The 22,095-nt window shown below is 73.1% G+C and carries 17 protein-coding genes; 9 read left to right on the forward strand and 8 right to left on the reverse strand.

The annotated features are described in order from the left end of the window. Nucleotides 1-2 precede the first annotated feature (2 nt). Entirely contained in the window at nt 3-1,502 is a 1,500-nt protein-coding gene (locus GWK15_RS00145; protein ID WP_168037873.1) for an SLC13 family permease, read from the forward strand. A 27-nt stretch (nt 1,503-1,529) separates the two neighbouring features. On the opposite strand, the gene GWK15_RS00150 is transcribed toward GWK15_RS00145, so the two are convergent. Continuing rightward, the gene (locus GWK15_RS00150; protein WP_168037875.1) at nt 1,530-1,988 is read right to left on the reverse strand and encodes a cupin domain-containing protein; all 459 of its coding nucleotides are present in this window, start codon (nt 1,986-1,988) and stop codon (nt 1,530-1,532) included. 118 nt (nt 1,989-2,106) lie between these two features. Here GWK15_RS00150 and GWK15_RS00155 point away from each other — a divergent pair, with 118 nt between their 5' ends. Further along, nucleotides 2,107-3,003, forward strand: coding sequence for a LysR family transcriptional regulator (locus GWK15_RS00155; RefSeq protein WP_168037877.1), 897 nt, complete (start codon nt 2,107-2,109; stop codon nt 3,001-3,003). Here GWK15_RS00155 and GWK15_RS00160 read toward each other — a convergent pair. Together GWK15_RS00160 and GWK15_RS00165 are read right to left on the reverse strand one after the other, a co-directional pair. Next, nucleotides 3,000-6,794 carry a translocation/assembly module TamB domain-containing protein gene (locus GWK15_RS00160; RefSeq protein ID WP_168037878.1) on the reverse strand — a complete coding sequence of 1,265 codons (3,795 nt, stop codon included), beginning with the start codon at nt 6,792-6,794 and terminating at the stop codon, nt 3,000-3,002. The genes GWK15_RS00155 and GWK15_RS00160 overlap by 4 nt on opposite strands. Before the next feature lies 1 nt (nt 6,795). Beyond that, entirely contained in the window at nt 6,796-8,682 is a 1,887-nt protein-coding gene (locus GWK15_RS00165) for an autotransporter assembly complex protein TamA (protein WP_168037879.1), read from the reverse strand. Between GWK15_RS00165 and GWK15_RS00170 the strand changes: the two genes are divergently transcribed. After that, nucleotides 8,681-9,832: an amidohydrolase gene (locus tag GWK15_RS00170; RefSeq protein ID WP_168037880.1), complete on the forward strand. Its 1,152-nt coding sequence runs from the start codon at nt 8,681-8,683 to the stop codon at nt 9,830-9,832. The two genes, GWK15_RS00165 and GWK15_RS00170, sit on opposite strands and share 2 nt — an antisense overlap. Before the next feature lie 13 nt (nt 9,833-9,845). On the opposite strand, the gene GWK15_RS00175 is transcribed toward GWK15_RS00170, so the two are convergent. Beyond that, the gene (locus GWK15_RS00175; RefSeq protein ID WP_168037881.1) at nt 9,846-10,214 is read right to left on the reverse strand and encodes a hypothetical protein; all 369 of its coding nucleotides are present in this window, start codon (nt 10,212-10,214) and stop codon (nt 9,846-9,848) included. A 182-nt stretch (nt 10,215-10,396) separates the two neighbouring features. Here GWK15_RS00175 and GWK15_RS00180 point away from each other — a divergent pair, with 182 nt between their 5' ends. Together GWK15_RS00180 and GWK15_RS00185 are read left to right on the forward strand one after the other, a co-directional pair. Further along, entirely contained in the window at nt 10,397-10,795 is a 399-nt protein-coding gene (locus GWK15_RS00180; protein WP_168037882.1) for a cupin domain-containing protein, read from the forward strand. A gap of 36 nt (nt 10,796-10,831) precedes the next feature. Further along, the gene (locus GWK15_RS00185; RefSeq protein ID WP_168037883.1) at nt 10,832-12,262 is read left to right on the forward strand and encodes an NAD(P)-binding domain-containing protein; all 1,431 of its coding nucleotides are present in this window, start codon (nt 10,832-10,834) and stop codon (nt 12,260-12,262) included. 126 nt (nt 12,263-12,388) lie between these two features. On the opposite strand, the gene GWK15_RS00190 is transcribed toward GWK15_RS00185, so the two are convergent. From GWK15_RS00190 to GWK15_RS00200, 3 genes are read right to left on the reverse strand one after another with little or no spacing between them, the layout of a single operon-like run. Further along, the gene (locus GWK15_RS00190) at nt 12,389-12,709 is read right to left on the reverse strand and encodes a hypothetical protein (RefSeq protein WP_168037884.1); all 321 of its coding nucleotides are present in this window, start codon (nt 12,707-12,709) and stop codon (nt 12,389-12,391) included. 18 nt (nt 12,710-12,727) lie between these two features. Continuing rightward, the gene (locus tag GWK15_RS00195) at nt 12,728-14,116 is read right to left on the reverse strand and encodes an HlyD family type I secretion periplasmic adaptor subunit (protein WP_168037886.1); all 1,389 of its coding nucleotides are present in this window, start codon (nt 14,114-14,116) and stop codon (nt 12,728-12,730) included. Beyond that, nucleotides 14,113-15,864: a type I secretion system permease/ATPase gene (locus tag GWK15_RS00200; protein ID WP_338147163.1), complete on the reverse strand. Its 1,752-nt coding sequence runs from the start codon at nt 15,862-15,864 to the stop codon at nt 14,113-14,115. The genes GWK15_RS00195 and GWK15_RS00200 overlap by 4 nt, the downstream gene beginning before the upstream one ends. A 231-nt stretch (nt 15,865-16,095) precedes the next feature. Between GWK15_RS00200 and GWK15_RS00205 the strand changes: the two genes are divergently transcribed. After that, nucleotides 16,096-17,298, forward strand: coding sequence for a glycosyltransferase family 2 protein (locus GWK15_RS00205; protein WP_168037888.1), 1,203 nt, complete (start codon nt 16,096-16,098; stop codon nt 17,296-17,298). A 5-nt stretch (nt 17,299-17,303) separates the two neighbouring features. Here GWK15_RS00205 and GWK15_RS00210 read toward each other — a convergent pair whose 3' ends face one another. Then, the gene (locus GWK15_RS00210) at nt 17,304-17,756 is read right to left on the reverse strand and encodes a GtrA family protein (protein ID WP_245211369.1); all 453 of its coding nucleotides are present in this window, start codon (nt 17,754-17,756) and stop codon (nt 17,304-17,306) included. Between the two features lie 86 nt (nt 17,757-17,842). Here GWK15_RS00210 and GWK15_RS00215 point away from each other — a divergent pair, with 86 nt between their 5' ends. From GWK15_RS00215 to GWK15_RS00225, 3 genes are all read left to right on the forward strand, one after another. Beyond that, nucleotides 17,843-18,700, forward strand: coding sequence for an NAD(P)-dependent oxidoreductase (locus tag GWK15_RS00215; RefSeq protein WP_168037890.1), 858 nt, complete (start codon nt 17,843-17,845; stop codon nt 18,698-18,700). Beyond that, nucleotides 18,697-20,223, forward strand: a complete 1,527-nt coding sequence (locus tag GWK15_RS00220) for an aldehyde dehydrogenase family protein (RefSeq protein WP_168037892.1) — start codon at nt 18,697-18,699, stop codon at nt 20,221-20,223. The genes GWK15_RS00215 and GWK15_RS00220 overlap by 4 nt, the downstream gene beginning before the upstream one ends. Nucleotides 20,224-20,359: 136 nt before the next feature. Further along, nucleotides 20,360-21,955, forward strand: a complete 1,596-nt coding sequence (locus GWK15_RS00225; protein WP_168037895.1) for an ABC transporter substrate-binding protein — start codon at nt 20,360-20,362, stop codon at nt 21,953-21,955. The last annotated feature ends 140 nt before the right edge of the window (nt 21,956-22,095 follow it).

Consider the following 22,095-nt stretch of genomic DNA (forward strand, 5'->3'; position numbering starts at 1 on the left):
ACATGGCGACGGCAGCGGCGGAGGCTGGGGACGGGGCACGGCGCTGGATCGGCCTCGGACTCGCGCTCGCGGTGCTGGCCGTCGCGGTGCTTGCGCCTCCCCTGGCCGGTCTGCCGGTCGCCGGGCAGCGGGCCATCGGCATCCTGCTCTTCGCCGTGGTGCTGTGGGTGACGGAGGCGGTGGACCTGACGGTCTCGGCCTTCCTGATCGGCACCTGCATCATCCTGTTGGTCGGCACCGCGCCCGACATGCAGGACCCGACGAAGGTCATCGGCATCGCCCGCGCACGCGACATGGCGATCGCGGGCTTCGCCAACAACGCGGTAGCCCTCGTCGCCGCGGCGCTGGTCTTCGCCGCGGCGGTGACGGCGACGGGGCTCGACCGGCGCATCGCGCTCGCGACGCTCTCGCGCGTCGGCACCAAGCCGCAGGGGACCTTCGCCGGCACGCTCGCGGTCGGCATCCTTCTGGCCTTCCTGGTGCCGTCTGCGACGGCGCGCGTGTCTGCCGTGGTGCCCATCGTGCTCGGCATCATCGCCGCCTTCGGGATGAAGCGGGATTCGCGCCTCGCGGCACTGCTGATGATCGGCTCGGCGCAGATCTGCTCGGTGATGAACATCGGCGTGCTGACGGCCGCGGCGCAGAACGCGACCTTCCTCGGCCTGATCGGGCGGGCGATTCCGGGCGCGCATGTCACCTGGCTCGACTGGCTCATCGCCGCCGCGCCCTTCTGGCTGATCATGACGCCGGTGGTCTTCGTCGTGCTCTGGCGCTTCCACACGCCCGAGGCCGAGGTCGCCTCCGGCGGAGCGGACTCCATCGCGCGCGACCTGCAGGCGCTGGGGCCGATGAGCGGGGCGGAGAAGCGCACCTTGCTCGCCGCCATCGTGCTGCTCGGCTTCTGGGCGACCGAGACGAAGTTGCACGCCCTGGACACCGCCTCCTCGACCATCATGGTGGTCACGGTGCTGCTGCTGCCGCGCATCGGGGTGATGAGCTGGAAGCAGGCCCAGACCGCCGTGCCCTGGGGCACGTTGATCCTGTTCTCCGTCGGCATCGCGCTCGGCACCGTGCTGGTGCAGACGCGCGGGGCGGGCTGGATGGCGAACCAGATCGTCGACATCTTCGCGCTGCGCCACGCGACGCCCTTCGTGGTCGTGGCGGTGATGGCGGCCTTCCTGATCGTGGTGCATCTGGGCTTCGCCTCGGCCACCGCGCTGTCGGCCGCCTTCATCCCGATCGTGATTTCCGTGCTGCAGGAGGTCTCGCGCGCCGGCGTGCCGGTGAACGTGGTCGGCCTGACGATGGTCCTCCAGTTCGTCGTCTCCTTCGGCTTCATGCTGGTGGTGAACGCGCCGCAGAACATGGTCGCCTTCGGCACCGGCACCTTCCAGGGGCGCGACTTCATGCGGTCGGGCATCGTCCTCACCGCGATCGGCTACGCGCTGATCCTGCTGCTGACGGCGACCTGGTGGGACTGGCTGGGCTATGTGAGGGGGTAGGGGCCGGCGGCGCCGGCCCGTCCCGCATCAGCCCAGGGCGACGCCGTATTCCGCGCAGATCGCCGCGATCTCGGCCGGGGCGAGCACGCCCCGCGTCAGGCGCCCGGCGCGGTCGAAATGCCGGAACATCTCGATCCCCTGCAGCCCCGGACGCAGCGCCACCAGGAAGCGGACGGGCGCGCCCGTATCGTTGCGGAAGCCATGGCGGGACCGCGCCGGCAGTTCGGCCGTCGCACCGGGCCCGATGCGCTGCTCGCCCGCATCGCCGATCAGCGTCAGCTCGCCCTCGAGGATGTAGAAGGCCTCGTCGTCCTCGGCATGGATGTGCGGGGGCACGCAGTAGCCCGGCGGCACGACATGCTCCGCGAGGAAGACGCCAAGGATGGCAGGGTCGGTCTTCACCACCATTCTGCCCCCGAAGACGTTGAGGACCTCGCCGCCCTCCGCGGCCACGGTCCTGATCGAAGCGTTCACCACGTCCAGCATCTCGTCTGCTCCCTTGCCTGGCGGCCTCCGTGCCGCGGGAACACCTTGTCGTGGCCGGCCCGGTCCACGGCAGACGATGCTTCTGGACGCCGTGTTCGCCAGGGCGAACAATCGCGCCATGGCAGCCTTCGCCGGCATCGAGGCCTTCGTGCGCGTGGTGGAGACGGGCAGCGTCACCGCCGCGGCCGAGCGGCTGCAGACGGCGAAATCCTCGGTCAGCGAGGCGGTGCGCGCGCTCGAGGAACGCCTCGGCGTGCGGCTGCTCGACCGCAGCACGCGGAAGGTCCAGCCGACCGAGGCCGGCCGCGCCTTCTACGCTCGGTGCCGCCGCCTCCTGGAGGAGGAGGCCGCCGCACGGCTCGAGGTGCAGGCGCTGCAGAAGGCGCCGGCCGGCCGGCTGCGCGTCGCGGTGCCGGAGGCCTTCGCCGCGCGCCACCTGGTGCCGGCGCTAGCCGGCTTCCTCGCCGCCCATCCCGCAGTCGAGATCGAATTCGCCGAGGCGCATGGCGCGGTGCGGCTGGTGGAGGATGGCTTCGACCTCGCCATCCGGGTCACCGCCGCGCCGGCGCCGGGGCTGGTGGTGCGGCGGCTCGCCACCTCGCGCATCGTCATCGTCGCCGCGCCCGCCTACCTGGCGCAGAACGGCGTGCCGGAGCAGCCCGGCGACGTCGCGCGGCACCGTTGCGTCGGCTTCTCCCCGCTGCCGATCCGCGACACCTGGCGCATCGGGGAGGAAGCGGTGGCCATCCGGCCGGTGCTGCTGACCGACAACGGGGAGTCCCTCCGCGCCGCGGCGCTGGCCGGGATCGGGCTGGTGGCGCTACCGGACTGGGCGGTGGGCGACGCGCTCGCCGCGGGGCAGTTGCAGCGCCTGTTTCCCGTCATGGCGACGCCTCAGAGCGGCATCTTCGCCGTCTATGCCGCCAACCGGCTGATGACGCCGACGGTGCGCGCCTTCGTGGACCATGTCGCGGCCTGGCTGCGGGCGCGCGGGCTGTCGGGATCGAACGACTAATATTCGTACTCGAAGGACAGCCCCACGCGATCCCCGCCGGCGCTGTTGCCGCCGGTCTCGGCCTCGACGCGCACGCGCGGCAGCAGGTCGACCTGGACGCCGACGCGCGGCGGCCCGCCCTCGGTGCCCTGCCGGATGCCGAGATAGATGCCGTCCGCGACATAGCGTCCGGTCTCGAGCGAGGCGCCCTCGGTGCGCGTGTTGTCGCGGTTGCGCTCCTCCCCGACCGACAGGCGATCGAGGGCCAGCGCCCGGCGGATGCGGTCGAGGATGCCGCCCGCGGCGGGCGTGTCGATCCCCGCCGCGCCGGCCAGCACCTGGGCGAGCTGCGCGAGCTGGAAGGGGCTGAGCTCGCTCGCCCGCCGGTCGAACAGCAGGCGCGCGAGGATCTCGTCCTGCGGCAGTTCGGGCGTCGAGGAGAACTCGATCTTCGGGTCGTTGGCGGGGCCGGTGACGGTGACGTTCGCTGTCACTTCCCGCGCGCGGGAGGCGGCGAGGAAGTCGAGCGTCGGGATCAGCGTCCCGCTGTTGAAGGCGATGCTGCCGCGGCGGAAGTCGATGCGCCGGTCGAAGACCGAGATGCTGCCGCGGCGCAGGTTGAGCCCGCCGGTCACGGCCGGCGCCGCGGTGCTGCCGCCGATCCCGAGCGTGCCGCCGAGTTCGGCATCGATGCCGCGCCCGCGGACGAAGACGGCGCGCGGCGCCTCCATCGTGATCTCGAGCGCGATGTCGGGCGCGGCGGAGGGGGCGGCCGCTGGCGCGGGCGGGGCGAGGGGCGGCGTGTTAGGCGGCCGCCGCCCGCGCTCGCGCACGCCATCCAGGCGCTGCACGCTGGGCGGCAGGCGTTCGGGCACCGTGATGTCCACGCGCTGCACGCCGATCCGCCCGGACAGGCGCGAATCCTGCAGCAGCCGCCCGGCCAGCCGGAGGTCGGCGTCGAACACCGAGGTCACGATGTCCGAGCGCAGCGGCCGCGCGTTGCGCGCGGTCACGGTGATCTCGGCCGGCAGGCCCGGCGCGGCGGGGGAAACGGTGCCAGTCGCGCTGATCGTCCCGTTGCCCGGGGTGCGCGCATCGAAACGTTCGATGGTGACCTGGTCGCCCTCGGCGCGGATCGTCGCGGCTATGGCGTTCAGCGTCACGCCCTGGGCGAGGTCGCGGAAGGACCCGTCGGCGAGCGTCAGCCGGCCGGTTGCGCGCGGCGCGCCGACGGTGCCCGCCGCTTCTGCCTGGAGCGTCGCGCGGCCGGTCACGCGCTGCGCCCCGGCGGCGAGCAGCGGCCCGGCGATGGCCCCAAGATCGGCGGTCGCGTCGAGCCGCGCGGCGATGGGCGAACGCGGCTCGAACCCACCGGGCAGGCGGGCGGTGCCGGTCGCGCGCAGCGCCTGCCCGGCGGAGAATTCCAGTCGCGCCTCGGCGGTGCGGGCGCCGGCGGTGCCTTCGACGACGAGGCGCGCGGACGGCAGGCCACGCAGCGACGGATCGGTCGAGGCAAGGCCGGTCCCCTCCAGCCGGAAGCGCGCCGAGGGATCGGCGACGGGGCCGGTGACGCGGGCATCGGCACTGATATTGCCCTGCACGGCGAGGTCGGGTGCGGCCAGCGCCGCGATGGCCGCGACCGGCAGCGCGGCGAGGTTGGCGCGGATATCGGCGGTCTCGGGCCCCCAGCGGCCTTCGGCGCGCAGCGTGCCGCCACGGCTGGTGGTGAGCGCCATCGCGTCGATCGCGACGGCCCCGTCGGCGCCGATGCCGATGCGCGCGGGGGCGGCCAGGCGCAGGCTGTCGGCGCCGCGTCGCAGCAACAGGTCCGGGATCTCGATGCGCCGCGTGTCGCCCTCCTGCGCGACGCGGGCGCGGGTGGACAGGCGTGCATCCATCGCGCGCGCCTCGAGCGTCGCGTCCAGCGCGGCGAGCGTTCCGCGCGCCGTCAGCGTGCCGCCGAGCGGCGTGCCGGCGATGGTCGCGCCCGGGATCTCGAGCGTCGCATCGAAGCCTTGCACCCCCTCCCGCAGGTCGAGCGTGCTGCGCAGCGCGACGCGCCCTTCCATCGGCGTGCCCGCGAGGGCCGAGAAGGGCGCGAGGTTCTCCACATCGAGTGATGCCTCGCCCACGAAGGTCGCCGCATTCGGGTCAAGCAGCCCCTGGGCCTGCAGCCGCGCCGGGCCGAAGCCGGCGACAAGGCGTTCGAGGCGCAGCCGCTCGCCCTCCGGCACGCCATGCAGGTCGAGCGTGACCGGCAGCCCGGCATAGACCGCGCTGGCGCGCCCTTCCGCGCGCGGGGCCGACAGCGGCGTCGCGACCGAGAGCGTCACCTCCGGCGCTTCCAGCACCTGGCCCTGGCGCTCGACGCGTTCCCCGCGCGCGGTCAGCGCGAGCGAGGGATCGCCGCGCGGACCGGTGGCGCGCAGTTCGGCCTGCAACGCGCCCGCGAGGCCCGGCACGAGGGGCGCGAGGTCCGCGACCTGTGCGCGCAGCGTGGCGTCGAGCGCCTCGCCGACCTGTCCTTCGGCCTCGACGCGCAACGCGGCGCCGGTCAGTGTCAGCGCTTCGATGCGGTCGGGCGCGACCGCGCGCAGCGTCAGGCGCGGCGTCGGCCCGAGGGCGGCGAGGAGTTGCGGCGTCTCGCTGCCGAAACCCGTGAGCGCGATATCGGCAGTGACGCGTGGCGTGCGCATCGCGCCGTCCGCATGGATCTCGGCGGTGACCGCGTCCCACCGTGCGACCGGCGGCAGAAGCGGGCCGAGGCGCGTGCTCTCCCCGATCGCCGCGCGCAGGATGATGTCGAGAGTTTCCGCAGCGAGGTCGGCGCGGCCCGAGGCCTCGACGCGCCCCGCCGGCACCTGCACGGCCAGGCGCCGCAGCGCCACCCGCCGCGCGGCGTCGATGCCGGCGTCGAGGGCGATCTCCGCCGGCATCGCGGGCGCGCGCACGTCTTGGGGCAGCAGCGGCGCGGCGGCGACGCGCAGCGTGAGGGCCGCCGCCGCCGCGCCATCCGCCGCGGCGCTGACCTGGCCCTCGGCGGCCAGGGTGATATCCGCCCCGAGCGACGCCTGCAGGTCGAGCCGCGCGCCGCTGGCCGGCCCGTCGAGCACCAGCCGCGCCGTCGCCGCGCGGTCCGGCAGGCCCATCATCGTCGCGAGCAGCCCGCCTGCCGGCTCCGAGGCATCCAGGCGCGCCATCAGCCGGTCCGAACCGGGGGCGAGATCGAGCGACAGCCGGACCTCGGCGGGCGTGTCGATCCGCCGCGCCTCGACGCGCGCGGAAAGCCGTCCCGCCGTCAGCGCCGCCTCGCCCTCGAGCGACAGCACGGCGGCCGTGCCGAGGATGGGGGCGCCGAGCTCGATCCGCTCCACCGCCAGCCGGTCGAGCCGCAGCGCCACCGGCAGGTCGGGCAGGGCCGGGATCAGCGGCGCGTCGGGATCGGGCGGCGGGGGCGGCGTGCCGTCGCCGGGCGGCAGGCGCAGCAGGGCGACGCGCCGGGCGGTCACCACCTCGATGCGCGCCTCCCGCCGCACCAGCGCCATCAGGTCGAGCGCGATGCGCGCATCCTCGAGTTCCAGCCAGGGGCCCTCGGCGTCGGACATGGTCAGGCGCGCGACACCGATGCGGCCGGGCAGGGGGCCGGAAAGGCCCTCGACATGCAGGCCGGGCACATTCTCGGACGCGAGGCGCGCGATGGTCGCCCGCCCGCCTTCGCTGTTCGCCCAGAACAGCCCGCCGCCGAGGACCGCCAGCAGCAGAACCGGCAGCGCCAGCAGCAGGAAGCCGATGATGCGGAGGATCCGGCGCATCTCAGAAGGCCTGCCCGATGCCGACATAAAGCGCATAGGCCGCATCGCCCGTCTGGGGATTGAGCGGCATACCGATATCGACGCGGATGGGGCCGATCGCCGTGTTGTAGCGAATGCCCCCGCCGACGCCGATGCGCATGGTGCCGCTGCCCGGCATCATGTCCTCGCTGACCGAGCCGCCATCGACGAAGGCGACGGCACCCCAGGGGCCCGAGATGCGCTGGCGCCATTCGGCGCTGAACTCGAGCAGGCTCGCGCCGCCGAGCGGCCGGTTCTGCGCGTCGCGCGGCCCGATCGACTGGTAGGTGTAGCCGCGCACCGAGCCGCCGCCGCCGGCATAGAAGCGCTTGTCGAGGATGATCTGGTCGAAGGAGGCGCCGACCACCGATCCCACCGCCGCGCGCAGCGCCAGCACGCTGCCGCCATCGCCCGAGACGTCGAAATAGGTGCTGCCGGTCGCCAGCAATCGCGTGAAGGTGGCGCCGTCCTGCATCGACCAGTAGGGCGTGGCGGTGATGCTCGCGCGCTGGCCGGAGGTCGGGTTGAGCAGGCTCGTCGTGCCGTCCCAGCGCACGCCGCCGACGACGCCGAGCAACGAATAGGGATCGAGCACGCCATCGCGCCCGATCCGCCCGGTCTCGAAGGTCGGGCCGGCCTGCACGGCGAGGCGAGGGGAGAGCGAATGCTCGGCGAGCGCCGAGGCGACCACGGCCTCGCGGTCATAGGCGTCGAGGAATTCGCGCACGGCGCCGACGCGGGCGATCAGGCGCGCGTCGTAGCCCAGGATCTCGGGCACCGTCAGCGTGGCGAAGGCGCGGTAGGTGGCGTCGGGCGCGTCGGTCTCGGTGAGGCGCGTCGCCTCGGCCTCCAGGCGCAGGCGCTCGGCGCCGCCGAACAGGTTGCGGTGTTCCCAGAAGGCGCTGATCCCGAGGCCGTAATTGGTCTCCCAGGAGATGGTGCCGCCGATCGCGCGCAGCGGCCGCTCGCTGACGTGGAAGGTGACCGGCAGGCGATTGCCGGGTGCGAGTTCCGTCGCCGGTTCCGCCCGCACGCTGTCGAAGACGCCAAGAGCGACGAGGGCGCGGCGGCCGCGTTCGAGCGTCGCGGGGGAATATTCGCGGCCTTCGATCTGCCTGGCGGCGGTGCGTTCCAGCAGGCCGGCATTGGTGCGGACCTCCCCGGTCACGCTGGGGCGGGCGAAGGTCGCGACGGGCCCGGGCGCGATCCGCCAGGCGATGTCCATGGTGCGGCGGTCGTGGTCGACCCAGATCTCGCGCCCGTCGATGCTGGGCGTGGGGTGGCCGCTGCGGCGCAGCGCCTCGGTCATCGCGCCCTCGGCGCCGGAGACCGCGGCAGTCCGAGCCGGGTCGCCCTCGGCGAGGCCCGACTCGGCGGCGGCCGCCTGCACGGCGGGGGCATCGGCGGGCGGGTCGGCCGTCACGGTGACGCGGCCGATGCGATAGAGCGGCCCTGGCGTCAGCGTCAGCACCACCGGCACGGGGTCGGTGGCCGACTGCAGCAGGGCGGGCAGGGCGGGATCGTCCGGCGACCGCCCGGCGATGGTCGCGGCGACCGATCCGCCCCAATAGCCCTCGGCCCGCAGGGCGTCCTGCAGGCGGGGCAGGTCGGCGCGGACCCGTCCGATCAGGCCGAAGGCGTCGGTCGGCGCGCGTTCGCGCAGCGTCACGGTCTGCGCCACCGCGTTGCCCAGGGCGGCGAGGGCATCCGAATCGGCCGCCGTCACCTCGGCCGTGTACGGGACGGCGGGCGGTTCCGGGGCCGATTCCTGCGCCAGGCCCGCCACCGGCAAAGCCAGGGCCAGGGCGGCGATCATGGCCCCGCGGGCGGTGGTGCTGCGCAGGGCACCGGGATAGGGTGGTGGAATCATGAGCACCGATCTTCCCGCGACCCTTACAGCCTGGCGACGCCATCTGCACGCGAACCCGGGCCTCACGCTTCACGAGGGCGAGACCGCCGCCTTCGTCGTCGCCCGCCTCCGCGAGATGGGCGTCACCGACATCGCCGAGGGAATCGGCGGCCACGGCGTGGTCGCGACGCTGCGGCGCGGCGGCGGCAACCGCTCGGTCGGCCTGCGCGGCGACATGGACGCGCTGCCCATCCAGGAGCAGAGCGAGGAACTGCCCTGGAAATCGACCGTGCCCGGCGTGATGCACGCCTGCGGGCATGACGGGCACACCACCGCGCTGCTCGGCGCGGCGAAGGTGCTGCTGGACGACCCCAACTGGACGGGCACCGTCCGGCTGGTCTTCCAGCCGGCCGAGGAAGGCGGCGGCGGCGCGCGCAAGATGATCGCCGACGGGCTGTTCCAGCGCTTCCCGATGGAACGCATCTTCGGCTGGCACAATTGGCCGGGCCTGCCTGCGGGCACCATCGGCGTGCACGACCGCGCGGTGATGGCCGCGGGCGCGCGCTTCGAGATCGTCTTCGACGGCCATGCCGGCCACGCCGCGCTGCCGCACCTGACGCGCGACCCGATGGTCGCCGCCGGGCACGCCATCGTCGCGATCCAGTCCATCGTCGCGCGCAACCTCGACCCGCTGACCGGCGGCGTGGTGTCCGTCACGGTGGTCGAGGGCGGCGAGGCGCAGAACCAGATCACCGCGCGCGTCACGCTGAAGGGCACCGCGCGCTGGCTGCGCGACGAGGACCAGGTGACGATCGAGCAGGGCCTCGGCCGCATCGCCGACGGCATCGCGCAGACCTTCGGCGTGCGCGCGACCTTCTCCTTCCGCGCCGGCGTCGGCGTCACCGCCAACCACGCGGCCGAACGCGACCTGGCGGCCGAAGCCGCCGCGGCGGTCACCGATGTGCGCCGCGACGTGCTCCCCGCCATGACCGGCGAGGATTTCGCGTGGTTCCTGCGCGAGGTGCCGGGCGCCTTCGTCTGGATCGGCAACGGGCCGGCCGAGAATGGGCGCGAGCTCCATCACCCGCGCTACGACTTCAACGACGACATCCTGCCCGTCGCGGCGAAGTTCCTCGCCGAGACGGCGAAGCGGGCGCTGGCGGGGAACTGATCCCCGCCCGGCGTCAGGCGGCCGCGGCCGGTTCGGCGGCGCGCACCGCGCGCGATGGCCGGGTCGTAGCCTCGGGCGCTTCGGCCGGCGTCGCGGCGGCGAAGGCCTGGGTGAGCATACGGCTCGTCACCTCGGAATAGGCGCGGAAGGCCTCGGCCATCCATTGCTGCTGCAGGGCGGCGAGGTCGGCGATGTTGCCGCAGTTGCAGGCCTGCTCGAGCATCCGCGAATCGGCGCGCAGCCGATCGCTGACGAAGTCCATGCTCTCCTTCATCAGGTTGGTCGCGGCGCGGGTCATGGCCTCGCCGTTCGGCAGGCCGGCCAGGCCGAAATCGAGGTTGCCGGTCCGGGGGGCGGCCTGGTGGGGCGTGCTCCGTTCCATGTCTTCTCCTCCTGTGCCGTTCTTGGGGTCTTCGTCCTGAGATCCCGGCGTCCCGATGCGCCCTTCGCGGCAGCGATCGCAATGGCCCAGATCAATGTCGCGGGCATTTGATGGCTGCGGGAAAGGCTGTTGCCGGCACGAAATGGCGCTAGCCTTCGTCCGGCCAGCAAGGGAGGAAACGCATGGCACTGGGACGCAGGGTTTTCGCCGGTTGCGCGATCTGCGCGGCGATCGGTGTCGCGACCCGCGAGGCGGGCGCGCAGCCCGCCGCGGCGCGACGCACCATCCTGCAATCGACCGAGGTGCCGGGGACCGACATGGTCACGCACCTCGTCATGGTCGAGTTCCCGGCCAATGGCGGCAATCCGCGCCACACCCATCCCGGCATCACAACGGGCCTGGTGCTGGAGGGCGAATTGCAGCTGACGATCGACGGGATGCCCGCGGCGAACCTGAAGCCGGGCGACAGCCTGCTGATCCCCAATGCGCGGCCGCATGTCGAACAGGCCGGCGGCGCGGGATGCAAGGTAGCCGTGAGCTTCACCGTCGAGAAGGGCAAGCCGCTCGCCTCGCCCGCCTGAGGTGCCCGGCGCGGCGGGCTGGGCTAGGGTGGTGCGATGCAGCATCTCCGCGCCCCCGGCCTCGCCGCGCTCGAGGCGAGCCTCGCCGCCGACCTCGAACGCCTCCAGGAACCCTCGACCGGCTGGGTGCCGCCGACGGCGGCCCCGGATGGCAGCGTCGCGCTGGATGTCGCGGTGCTCGGCGCGGGGATGGCGGGGCTCGCCGTCGGCTTCGCGCTGCGGCGGGAAGGGGTGGCGCGGGTCGCGCTGTTCGATCCCGCGCCCGAGGGGCTTGAAGGCCCCTGGGCGACCTATGCGCGAATGCGGACGCTGCGCAGCCCGAAGCAACTGGCCGGGCCCGCGCTCGGCCTGCCGGGCCTGACCTTCCGCGCCTGGTTCGAGGCGCGGCACGGCGCCGAGGCGTGGGACGCGCTCGGCAAGATCCCGACCGACATGTGGATGGACTACCTGCGCTGGTACCGGCGCGTCTCGGGGCTCGACGTCCGCAATGGCGTCGGTGTCGCGCGCATCGTCCCGGAGGGCGGGCTGTTCCGCCTGGACCTGTCGGATGGCGCCACGACCCATGCCCGGCACGTGGTCCTCGCGACCGGGCGGGACGGGCTGGGCGGGCCGCGCATCCTGGATGGGTTCCTGCCCGAATGGCGGGGCCGCTTCTGGGCGCATTCTGCCGACGAGATCGACTTTGGCGCATTGGCCGGCCGCCAAGTCGTGGTGATCGGCGCCGGCGCCTCCGCCTTCGACAATGCCGCCGCCGCGCTCGAGGCCGGCTGCGGACGGATGACCATGCTGCTGCGCCGGTCCTCCCTGCCGCGGGTCAATTCGGGCAAGGCGCTGGAAGGGCGCGGCACCTGGCATGGCTGGCACGCCCTGCCGGCGGAATGGCGATGGCGCCTCGCGCTGACGGTCGAGCGTCGCCAGACGCCGCCGCCGCATGAAAGCGTGCGCCGCGTCTCGGCCCACGCCAATGCCACGCTGCTGACCGGCGCAGGCGTCGAGGGCGTGCGGCAGGACGGTGAGGGGCTCTGCCTGGCGACACCACGCGGGGAGGTCCGCGCCGATTTCGTCATCCTCGGCACTGGCTTCCTGCAGGATGCGGGGATGCGGCCGGAACTCGCCGAAGTGGCCGAGCAGATCCGCCTCTGGCGCGACGTCTACGTGCCGCCGCCCGAGGAACGCGACGCGGCCCTCGGCCTCAACCCCTGGCTCGACGAGACCTTCGCCTTCACCGAGCGGGTGCCCGGCACGGCACCGCATCTCGCACGTCTGCACTGCCTGAACTTCGCAGCGACGCTGAGCCACGGGAAACTCACCGGCGACATCCCGGCCATCGGCGCGGGCGCGGAGCGGCTGGCGCAGGGCATCTGCGCGCGGCTGTTCGCCGCGGATGTCGCGGTGCACGCCGCTCGGCTCGCCGCCTTCGACGAGCCGGAGATCACCGGCGACGAGTGGCCGGGCGTGGCGCTCTGATACCAACTGCGCGAAGGTTGCGCCTTCGTGCCCTCAAGCGCCGGCGCTTCGCTTGGCTCGCCGCATGAGCGGCCTCGCCCGCCTTTGGCGGGCGTAGGTCGGAACTTCGTGCGGTTGGTATGAGCGTCAGCTGTCGAAGCGGAAGGCGCCGGTCGGCTGCGGCGCCTCGGCGGCGGGCTGTTCCGCCGGCGGGGCGGCGCCCTGCTGCGCCTGGAGTTGCGCCTGCTGCTGGGCCACCTGGGCGCGCACGCGCTCCTCGATCTGGCGCAGCAGGTTGCCCATGCCGTTCACCAGCCCGGGCAGTTGCGTGACCGGCACGCAGAGCGTCGCGCAGGGCAGCGCCTTGCCGTCGCTGCCGGTCACCGCGAGCGAGATGCGCGCGACGCCATGGGCGACCTGGGCCTCGATGACGCCGTCGCAGAAGACGGTGGGGCGGATATCGGCCATGCTGGCGGTTTCCTTGTCCTATTGTTCGCGGAAGGCGCGCGCGAAGCTGTCGCGCAGCGGCTGGGTGATGTAGCGCAGGAAGCTGCGCTCCCCGATCTGGATCATGGCCTCGACCGGCATGCCTGGCACCAGCTGCACGCCCTGCAGGCGTTCGAGCTGGTCGGCGTCGATCAGGATGTGCACGCGGTAGTAGGTCTGGCGCGTGCGCTCGTCCATCGTGACGTCCTGCGCGACGAAGGTGACGTGGCCGTGCAGGTAGGGCACCAGGCGCTGCTTGAAGGCCGGCAGGCGCACCTCGGCAAGCAGGCCGGGATGGACCACGTCGATGTCGAAGGGCTGCAGGTTCACCTCGGCGATCAGGCGGTCGCGCGTCGGCACCAGGTCCATCACCGGGTCGCCCGGCCGCACCACCGCACCCATGTTGAACAGGCGCAGGTTGAGGACGGTGCCGTCCTCCGGGGCGAGGATGTCGCGGCGGACCGCGACGTCGCGCGCGGCGCGCAGGCGTTCCTCGACCTCGGCGAGGCGCGTGCGGACGTCGCGCTGCTCGGCCGCGACGTCCTGGCGGCGCTGGCCGATGATGGTGGCGATGGTGCTGCGCGCCTCGGCGATGGTCTGGCGGGCGCGTTCCACCTGGCCCTGGAGGTCCTCGATCTGGCCTTCCAGCCCGGCGGCCGTGCGCTGCAGGGCAAGCAGGGTGGGCAGGCGCTGCAGCCCCTGCTGGACCAGGGTGCGGGTCAGCTCCTCCTCGCGCCGGATCAGTTCCAGCTGGTTGCGCTGGGCGCGCAGCTGGCCGCCGACGCCGTTGATGATCGCCTCCTGCTGGCCGATCCGCGCGTCCTGCACGGCGATCTGGCTCAGCAGCGCCGCGCGGCGGGATTCGTAGACGGCGCGCTGGCCGGCGACGGCGTCCGCCGCGCGCGGCTCGTTCGCGGTGAGCAGTTCCTCGGGGAAGGGGATCTCGAGCCGGTCCTCGAGTTCCGCGGTCAGGCGGGCGTCCTGGGCGATGTAGGACCAGCGCTGGCTGCGCAGTGCCTCGAGGTCGGCCGCGGCGCGCACGTCGTCCAGGCGCATCAGCAGCTGGCCCGCCTGCACGCGGTCGCCGTCGCGCACCAGGATCTCCCGCACGATGCCGCCTTCGAGGTGCTGGATGGTCCGCCGCGTGCCCTCGACCTTGATCATGCCGGGCGCGATCGCGGCCTCGGACAGCGGGGCGAGCACCGACCAGGCGGCGAAGGTGCCGAAGAAGACCAGCATGGCCGCGAAGCCGAACAGGATGGCGCCGCCGGTGCGGGGCCGGGCGGGCGGTTCGGGGAAGGTGGGCAGGGTGAGGCGCACGGGCGGCAGCGGCGTGCGCTGCTCCGCGACCTCCTGCGCCGGCGGCGGCAGGGTGGAGACGTCGCTCATGCCTGCGCCTCCCGGTTCACCGGGGCTGCGATCGGCGTCGGCTGCGCCGGCTTCATCAGGCGCTTCATCACCTCGGCGCGTGGGCCGAAGGTTTCGACCGCGCCGTCGCGCAGCAGCAGGACCTTCTCGACGCCTTGCACCAGCACCGGGCGATGGGAGACGAGCACGACCGTCGTGCCGCGCCGACGCAACTCGTGCAGGGCGCGCAGCAGGGCGCTCTCGGCATCGCCGTCGAGGTTGCTGTTGGGCTCGTCGAGCACCACCAGGCGCGGGCTTCCGAACATGGCGCGGGCGAGGCCGATCTGCTGGCGCTGCCCGCCCGAGAGATGCTGGCCGCCCTCGCCGATCTCGGTCTCGTAGCCCTTGGGCAGGCGCAGGATCATGTCGTGGCAGCCGGCGAGGCGCGCGGCGTCGAACACCGCCTCGGCCGGCGCCTGGGCCATGCGGGCGATGTTGTCCATCACCGTGCCATCGAACAGTTCCACGTCCTGCGGCAGGTAGCCGACATACTGGCCGAAATCCTCCCGCTGCCAGGCATAGACATCCGCGCCGTCGAGCCGCACCGCGCCCGAGGCCGGCTGCAGCGTGCCGGTCAGCAGCCGGATCAGCGTGGTCTTGCCGGCGGCCGAGGGGCCGATGACCGCGAGGCTTTCGCCCGGTTCGAGGGCGAAGCTCACGCCCTTGACCACCGGCACGTGCGATCCGGGAAAGCCGAAGGCCACGCGTTCCACCGCGAGCTGCCCGCGCGGCGCCGGCAGCGCGATGCCCGGCGGGCGCAGGCGCGGCATGACGAGGAAGGCCTGCAGCCGCTTCCAGGACTGGCGCGCCTGCACCAGTTGCCGCCAGCCGCCGATCATCTGCTCCACCGGCGCCAGCGCGCGGCCCATGATGATCGAGGCGGCGATCGAGGCGCCCGAGGTCAGCTGCTGTTCCAGCACCAGCCAGGCACCGACGCCGAGGATCGCGACCTGCACCGCAAGCCGCGCGAACTTGGTCAGCGCCAGCAGCGGGGCCCCGCGGTCGAGCGCGCGGTTCATGGGTTCGGAGGTTCGGACGACGCTTGCCTGCCAGCGCGCCAGGACGGCCGGCAGCATGCCCATGCTGTCGATCACCTCGGCATTGCGGACGATCGATTCCGCGCGGCGTTGGCTGGCGAGCCCGGCGCTGTTCGCCTCGCGCAGCAGTTTCGAGGTCGCGAGTTCGTTCAGCAGGGTCAGCGCCAGCAGGATGAAGGCGCCGCCCAGGGCCACCACGCCGAGCACCGGATGCAGGATGAAGATCACGAGTAGGAAGACCGGCACCCAGGGCACGTCGAACAGCGACAGGGAGGCCGGGGAGCCGAGATAGGCCCGGCAGGTGCCAAGGTCGCGCAGCGCCTCCATGCGGTAGGGGCGGCCGCGCAGCTGGCTCTCGACCGCGCGGGCGAAGCCTTCGGGCGCCACCTTGGCCTCGATCCAGCCGCCGATGCGCTGCATGACGCGGGTGCGCACCGCCTCGAGCACCGCGAGCAGGCCGAGCGCGGCGATGGCTATGATGGTCAGGTAGATCAGCGTGTTCACGTTGCGGGTGGCGAGCACCCGGTCGAACACCTGCATCATGTAGAGCGAGACGGTGAGCTGCAGCATGTTGACCACGCCGCTGAACACGCCGACGGCGACGAATTGCCGCCGGCAGGCGGCCATCGCACGGGCCAGCGGCGTGGCCGCCGGCGCCGTCTCCCCGGGCAGCGCGCGCGCGTCAGTGGCCACTGGGGTCGTGGTCGCTATTGGCGGAAATGGCCGCGGTCACTGCATCTCTCCCTTGCCCGGCGCGGGGCTCCGGGGCCTGACAGGCCCGCGGACCTGCCGCGGCGTCTGACGGTCCCGGCAGACTATTGCCCTGGAAAACCCGAAATCTAGATGAAAGTAACAGGCCGGACCGCGGCTGGACGAGGGCCCCGCCCTGCTGTAGCGCGCCGCGACGGGAGTGACACGAGATCCATGGACACGGCGGCAAGGCCCGACACGCTGCAGGACGGTGGAGCCATCGAGCTGACCATCCTCATGCCCTGCCTGAACGAGGCGGAGACGCTGGGCACCTGCGTGCGCAAGGCGATGGACTACCTGGCGCGGAGCGGCGTGCGGGGCGAGGTCCTGGTCGCCGACAACGGCAGCACCGACGGCAGCCAGGCGATCGCCGAGGGGCTGGGCGCGCGCGTCGTCCCGGTGCCCGAGAGGGGCTACGGCGCCGCGCTGATCGCGGGGATCCGCGCCGCGCGCGGGCGCTACGTCATCATGGGCGACAGCGACGATTCCTATGACTTCACCGCCCTCGACCCCTTCGTCGCGAAGCTGCGCGAGGGCTACGAGTTGGTCATGGGCAACCGCTTCCGCGGCGGGATCAAGCCGGGCGCCATGCCGCCCCTGCATCGCTACCTCGGCAATCCGGTGCTCTCGACCGTGGGGCGGGTCTTCTTCCACAGCCCGGTGCGGGACTTCCATTGCGGGCTGCGCGGCTTCAACCGCGACGCGATGCTGGCGCTCGACCTGCGGCTGCCGGGGATGGAGTTCGCCTCCGAGATGGTGGTGAAGGCGACGGTGAAGGGCCTTCGCATCACCGAGGTGCCGACCACGCTTTCCCCGGATGGGCGATCGCGGCCGCCGCACCTGCGGTCCTGGCGGGACGGGTGGCGGCACCTGCGCTTCCTGCTCGCCTTCTGCCCGCGCTGGCTGTTCCTTTATCCCGGCGCGGCGCTGTTCCTCCTGGGCGCGGCGGGGATGGCGCTGCTGCTGCCGGGACCGGTGCACCTGGGCGGGGTGACGCTCGACGTCCACACCTTGCTCTATGCCTCTGGCGCCATGGTCATGGGGTTCCAGGCGGTGCAGTTTTGGATCTTCGCGCGCATCTACGGCGCGCAGGAAGGCGTGGTGCCCGAGGAGCCGCGCCTGACCGCGGCGCTGGCGCGCTTCGGGCTGGAACCGGCGCTGATCGTCGCGGCGCTGCTGGTCGTGCTCGGGCTCGGGCTGGGCGTGGCGGCGGTGGCGATCTGGGGGGCGGAACGCTTCGGGCCGCTCACCGGCATGGCGGCGATGCGCGTCACCATCGCATCGGTGACCTCGATGCTGCTCGGCCTGCAACTCGCCTTCGGGGCCTTCTTCATCGCTCTGCTCGGCATGATGCGGGCGAAGGGGCCGAGCGGCTGACGCGCTCAGCCGTCGCGGAAGACGATCTGCCGCGACAGCGCGAAATTGGCGAACATCCCGGCGATGGCGCCGGCCGCCACGCCCAGCACCGGATGGGCCGCGACCGTCGGGACGAAGGTCACCAGCAGCGCGTAGGTCCCGTAGTTGAGGACGAAGCCGCCGAGGTTCACCACCACGAAGAGCAGCCATTGCCGGTGGACGGGCGCGCCGGCGCCGCGCCCCCGGAAGGTCCAGGCGCGGTTCAGCGCCCAGGTCGTCGTCGCCGCCGCCACGTAGGAGACCGCGCGGCCGAGATAGAGGCCGGCCCCGACCGCGAGCCCCGCATAGAGCACCGCCGTATCGACCACGAAGCCGATCACCCCGACGACGCCGAAGCGCAGGAACTGCTGCAGCAACGCGGCGCGCGCAGGGCCGAGCAGGCGCGTCAGCATCGGGCCGAGGATCGCGATATCCGTCATGGGGGCGGGGTGTAGGGCGGCGGGCGCGGCTTGCCCAGCCTCGGCGCCGCTGCCACCTTCCGGGCCTCTTCCGAACGGGGTGGTTCATGGTCGCGGTGGTGGGTCTCGGCAACATGGGCATGGCGATGGTCAGCCGCCTGCGTGGGCTCGGCGTCGCGCCGCGGGCCTGGGACCTCGATCCCGCGAAGCGCGCCGCGGCGGAAGCGGCCGGGGCGGTGGTCCCGGATGTGCTGAGCGGGATCACCGAAGCCGTGGTGCTGCTCTCCTTGCCCAACGAGGCCGCGGTCGCGGCCGTGCTCGACGCGCTGCTGCCCGGTTTGCCGGCGGGCGCGGTGATCGCGGACACCTCGACGCTGTCGCCGGGCGCGGTGCGCGACTTCGCGGCGCGGGCCGCGGTGGCGGGCTGCGCCTATCTCGACGCGCCGGTTTCGGGCGGGCCGGCGGGGGCTGCCGCCGGGACGCTGGCGATGATGATCGGCGGGGATGCGGCGGCCCTCGACCGCGCGCGGCCGGACCTCGATCGCGTCGCGACCAAGATCCTGCATATCGGGGCCTCGGGCGCGGGGCAGGTGGCGAAGCTGGTGAACAACCTGATGGTCGCGACCAACCTGGTCGTGGCGGGGGAGGCGCTGCGCCTCGGCGCCCGCGCCGGTGTCGCGCCCGAGGCGCTGTTGCCGGTGCTGAACGGCGCGACCGGGCGTTCCGCCGCGACCGAGATCAACTGGCCGCGCTGGATCGCGAGCGGCACCTTCGATTCCGGCTTCACCGCCGGGCTGATGCGCAAGGATGTGCGCCTGGCGGTGGCGCTGGCCGAGGCGGTCGGCGCGCCCCTCGACGCCACCGCCCGCGCGGCGTCCGCCTGGGAGGCGCTGTCCGGCGCCGTGCCCGATGCCGAGGACTTCAACCGCCTGTCCGCCGCGATCTTCGATGGAGCGACCGCATGACCGCCTTCGCCGCCAGGGACACGCTGCTGTCCGGTCTCGACGCGCTGCTCGGCGGGCGGGCCGGCAGCCTCGTGGATGGCGAGGTCGTGGAAGGACGCGGCGACCGGGTCGCGCTGACCGATCCGGCGACGGGGTCCGTGCTGCTGGACTACGCCGCGGCGGATGCCGCGACGGTCGCAGCGGCCTGCGCCGGCGCGGCGCGGGCGCAGCGCGAATGGATGACGCTGTCGGCCGCCGAGCGGGGGCGGCGCCTCTGGGCCGTCGGCGCCCTGGTCCGGCGCGATGCCGAGGCGCTGGCGCGCATCGAATCCGCCCAGTCCGGCAAGCCGCTGCGCGATGCCCGCGCCGAGGCCGCGCGCGTCGCCGAGATGGCCGAGTACTGGGCCGGCTGGTGCGACAAGATCGAGGGCCGCACGGTGCCCGTGCCCTCGGGCCACACGGTCATCGTCCGCCGCGAGCCCTACGGGGTGGTGCTGGCCGTCACGCCGTGGAACGCGCCGCTGTTCACCGCGGGCTGGAACGTGTTCCCGGCGCTGGCGGCGGGCAATGCGGTGGTGCTGAAGCCGTCGGAATTCACGCCGCTGACCTCCCTCGCGCTGGGACGGCTGTGCCTCGAGGCGGGGCTGCCGCGCGGCCTGGTGCAGGTGGTCTGCGGGCCGGGGCAGGGGACCGGGGCGGCGCTGCTCGGCGCGCCCGAGGTGGCGCGCGTCACCTTCGTCGGCGGCCCGGCCTCGGGTGCGGCGGTCGCCGCGGCCTGCGCGGCGCGGACCATCCCCTGCGTTCTCGAGCTCGGCGGCAAGAGCGCCAACATCGTCTTCGACGACGCCGACTTCGCCGCCGCCGTGCAGGGCGCGCAGCAGGCGATCTTCGCCGGCAGCGGGCAATCCTGCGTCGCCGGATCGCGCCTGCTGGTGCAGCGCTCCGTCCATGACCGCTTTGTCGCCGCCATGGCCGAGGCGGCGCGGCGCATCCGCATGGGCGACCCGCTCGATGCCGCGACCGAGATGGGCCCGGTCGCGAACGCACGGCAATTCGCCCATGTGCGCGCCCTGGTCGGCGCCGGCGCGGACGAGGGCGCCGAGGTGATTGCCGCGGCACCGCCCGAGGGCCTGCCCGCCGCGGGCTTCTGGGTGCCGCCGACGGTGCTCGCGGGCCTTACCAATGGCGCCCGCCCGGCGCAGGAGGAGATCTTCGGCCCCGTCGTCGCCGCCATTCCCTTCGACGACGAGGCGGAGGCGGTGGCACTCGCCAACGACACGCGCTTCGGCCTGGCCGGGGCGGTGTGGACGCGCGATGTCGGCCGCGCGCACCGGGTCGCCGCGGCGGTGCGCGCGGGCACCTTCTGGGTGAACGGCTACCGAACCATCCATGTCTCGGTGCCCTTCGGCGGCTTCGGGGCCTCGGGCTACGGACGGTCCTCGGGGGCGGAGGTGCTCGCGGAGCTCACCCAGTCCAAGGCGGTCTGGATCGACACGGCGGAAACCCCGGCGCTCGGCTTCGGGCACCGGCCAGCGGGGTACTAGCGCCGGGCGGCCCCCGCCATCCATGGCGTGCATACCGGTCTTGGCGGGCCGCGCGGATGTGGCGCGGCCCCCGCTGGATCGGATAAGCGCGCGCCGCTAGGCTCACCCTTGGCTTCACCGAACGGAGAACGTCCTGATGTTCCGACGCGACCTGCTGGCCGCCGCGGCCGTCGCCGCCGCCCTGCCGCGTTTCGCCATCGCGCAGCCGACTGCCGCGCGCACGCTGAAATACGTCCCGCACGCCAACCTGCCCAACATCGACCCCTTCACCAACACCGCCTTCGTGGCGCGCGACCATGCCTTCCTGGTCTTCGACCAGCTCTACGGCATGAACGACAAGTTCGAGCCCGTGCCGCAGATGGTGCAGGGCCATGTGGTCGAGAACGGCGGCCTGCTGTGGCGCTTCACCCTGCGCGAGGGGCTGAAGTTCCACGACGGCACGCCGGTGCGCGGGCGGGACTGCATCGCCTCCATCAAGCGGTGGGGCCGGCGCGACGCCTTCGGGCAGGAGCTGATCGCCCGCGTCGCGGACATGACCGAGGACAGCGACCGCGTCTTCACCATCAAGCTGTCGCGGCCCTTCCCGAAGATGCTCGAGGCCTTCTCCAAGGTCACGACGAGCTGCCTCTTCATCATGCCCGAGCGGCTCGCCAACGTTGATCCCTTCACCAACATCACCGAGGCGGTGGGCTCCGGCCCCTATCGCTTCGTGCAGAACGAATGGGTCCCGGGGTCGAGCGTCGTCTACGCGCGCAACCCGGACTACGTGCCGGTGCCGAACGGCACGCCGTCGATGACCGCCGGGCCGAAGGTGGTGCACTTCGACCGCGTCGAATGGCGCATCATCCCCGATGCCTCGACCGCCGCGGCCGCGCTGCAGTCGGGCGAGATCGACTGGTGGGAGCAGCCGACGGCGGACCTCTTCCCGCTGGTGGCGCGCAACCGCAACGTCGCGGTGGACGTGATCAATGCCACCGGCCTGATCGGCATCTTCCGCCCGAACCACCTGACCGCGCCGTTCAACAACCCCGCGGTGCGCCGCGCCGTGATCACCGCCATCAGCCAGATGGACTTCATGACGGCGGTGATCGGCGATGCGACCGTGCCGGGCTACCAGACGCTGAAGCGCGAGAACATCGGCTACTTCGCCCCCGAATCGCCCTCGGCCTCGACCGTCGGGCTCGACCGGCTCAAGAAGTCCGTCGACGCCGCGCGGGCGGAACTGCAGGCCGCGGGCGCGATGGGTGCGAAGCTGGTCCTGATGAACGCGACCGACCTCGCCTCGATCAACGCGGCGACGCTGGTGGGCGCGGACCTGTTCCGCCGCATGGGCTTCGACGTCGACCTGGTCTCGGCCGACTGGGGCACGGTGGTGCAGCGCCGCGCGAGCAAGAATCCGCTCGAGCAGGGCGGCTGGTCGGGCTTCTTCACCTTCTGGTCGGGCGTCGACCACTGGAACCCGGCGAGCCATGCCTCGATCCGCGGCCATGGCGACGCGGCCTGGCCGGGCTGGCCGACCATCCCGGCCATCGAGGCCCAGCGCAATGCCTGGTTCGATGCGCCGGACGCGGCCGCGGCCCTTGCCGCGACGACCGAGATGCAGCGCATCGCCTTCCAGGAAGTGCCCTATGTGCCGACCGGCATGTACTACCAGCCGACGGCGTATCGGCGGAACCTGACCGGCATCCTGAAGGGCCAGCCGCCGCTGTTCTGGAACGTCCGGCGGGGCTGACACGTCTCCGTGACGCCCGGCGCCCCTTGCAAGGCGCCGGGCGATCCGGTCAGAAGGGCCCGGTGATTCCCTCTGCCCGGAGCTTCGACCTGCGGCCCCTGGGGCCGAGGCCGCGAAGGCGGCCCGCGCGTCGTCGCGCG

The organism is Neoroseomonas oryzicola, from assembly GCF_012163135.1.
GTDB classification, from domain to species: Bacteria; Pseudomonadota; Alphaproteobacteria; order Acetobacterales; family Acetobacteraceae; genus Neoroseomonas; species Neoroseomonas oryzicola.

Excerpts from the sequence above, each read along its gene's own strand:
- GWK15_RS00145 (WP_168037873.1), top strand. The coding sequence starts at position 3 with ATGGCGACGGCAGCGGCGGAGGCTGGGGACGGGGCACGGCGCTGGATC.
- GWK15_RS00150 (WP_168037875.1), bottom strand. The coding sequence starts at position 1,988 with ATGCTGGACGTGGTGAACGCTTCGATCAGGACCGTGGCCGCGGAGGGC.
- GWK15_RS00155 (WP_168037877.1), top strand. The coding sequence starts at position 2,107 with ATGGCAGCCTTCGCCGGCATCGAGGCCTTCGTGCGCGTGGTGGAGACG.
- GWK15_RS00160 (WP_168037878.1), bottom strand. The coding sequence starts at position 6,794 with ATGCGCCGGATCCTCCGCATCATCGGCTTCCTGCTGCTGGCGCTGCCG.
- GWK15_RS00170 (WP_168037880.1), top strand. The coding sequence starts at position 8,681 with ATGAGCACCGATCTTCCCGCGACCCTTACAGCCTGGCGACGCCATCTG.
- GWK15_RS00165 (WP_168037879.1), bottom strand. The coding sequence starts at position 8,682 with ATGATTCCACCACCCTATCCCGGTGCCCTGCGCAGCACCACCGCCCGC.
- GWK15_RS00175 (WP_168037881.1), bottom strand. The coding sequence starts at position 10,214 with ATGGAACGGAGCACGCCCCACCAGGCCGCCCCCCGGACCGGCAACCTC.
- GWK15_RS00180 (WP_168037882.1), top strand. The coding sequence starts at position 10,397 with ATGGCACTGGGACGCAGGGTTTTCGCCGGTTGCGCGATCTGCGCGGCG.
- GWK15_RS00185 (WP_168037883.1), top strand. The coding sequence starts at position 10,832 with ATGCAGCATCTCCGCGCCCCCGGCCTCGCCGCGCTCGAGGCGAGCCTC.
- GWK15_RS00190 (WP_168037884.1), bottom strand. The coding sequence starts at position 12,709 with ATGGCCGATATCCGCCCCACCGTCTTCTGCGACGGCGTCATCGAGGCC.
- GWK15_RS00195 (WP_168037886.1), bottom strand. The coding sequence starts at position 14,116 with ATGAGCGACGTCTCCACCCTGCCGCCGCCGGCGCAGGAGGTCGCGGAG.
- GWK15_RS00205 (WP_168037888.1), top strand. The coding sequence starts at position 16,096 with ATGGACACGGCGGCAAGGCCCGACACGCTGCAGGACGGTGGAGCCATC.
- GWK15_RS00210 (WP_245211369.1), bottom strand. The coding sequence starts at position 17,756 with ATGACGGATATCGCGATCCTCGGCCCGATGCTGACGCGCCTGCTCGGC.
- GWK15_RS00215 (WP_168037890.1), top strand. The coding sequence starts at position 17,843 with ATGGTCGCGGTGGTGGGTCTCGGCAACATGGGCATGGCGATGGTCAGC.
- GWK15_RS00220 (WP_168037892.1), top strand. The coding sequence starts at position 18,697 with ATGACCGCCTTCGCCGCCAGGGACACGCTGCTGTCCGGTCTCGACGCG.
- GWK15_RS00225 (WP_168037895.1), top strand. The coding sequence starts at position 20,360 with ATGTTCCGACGCGACCTGCTGGCCGCCGCGGCCGTCGCCGCCGCCCTG.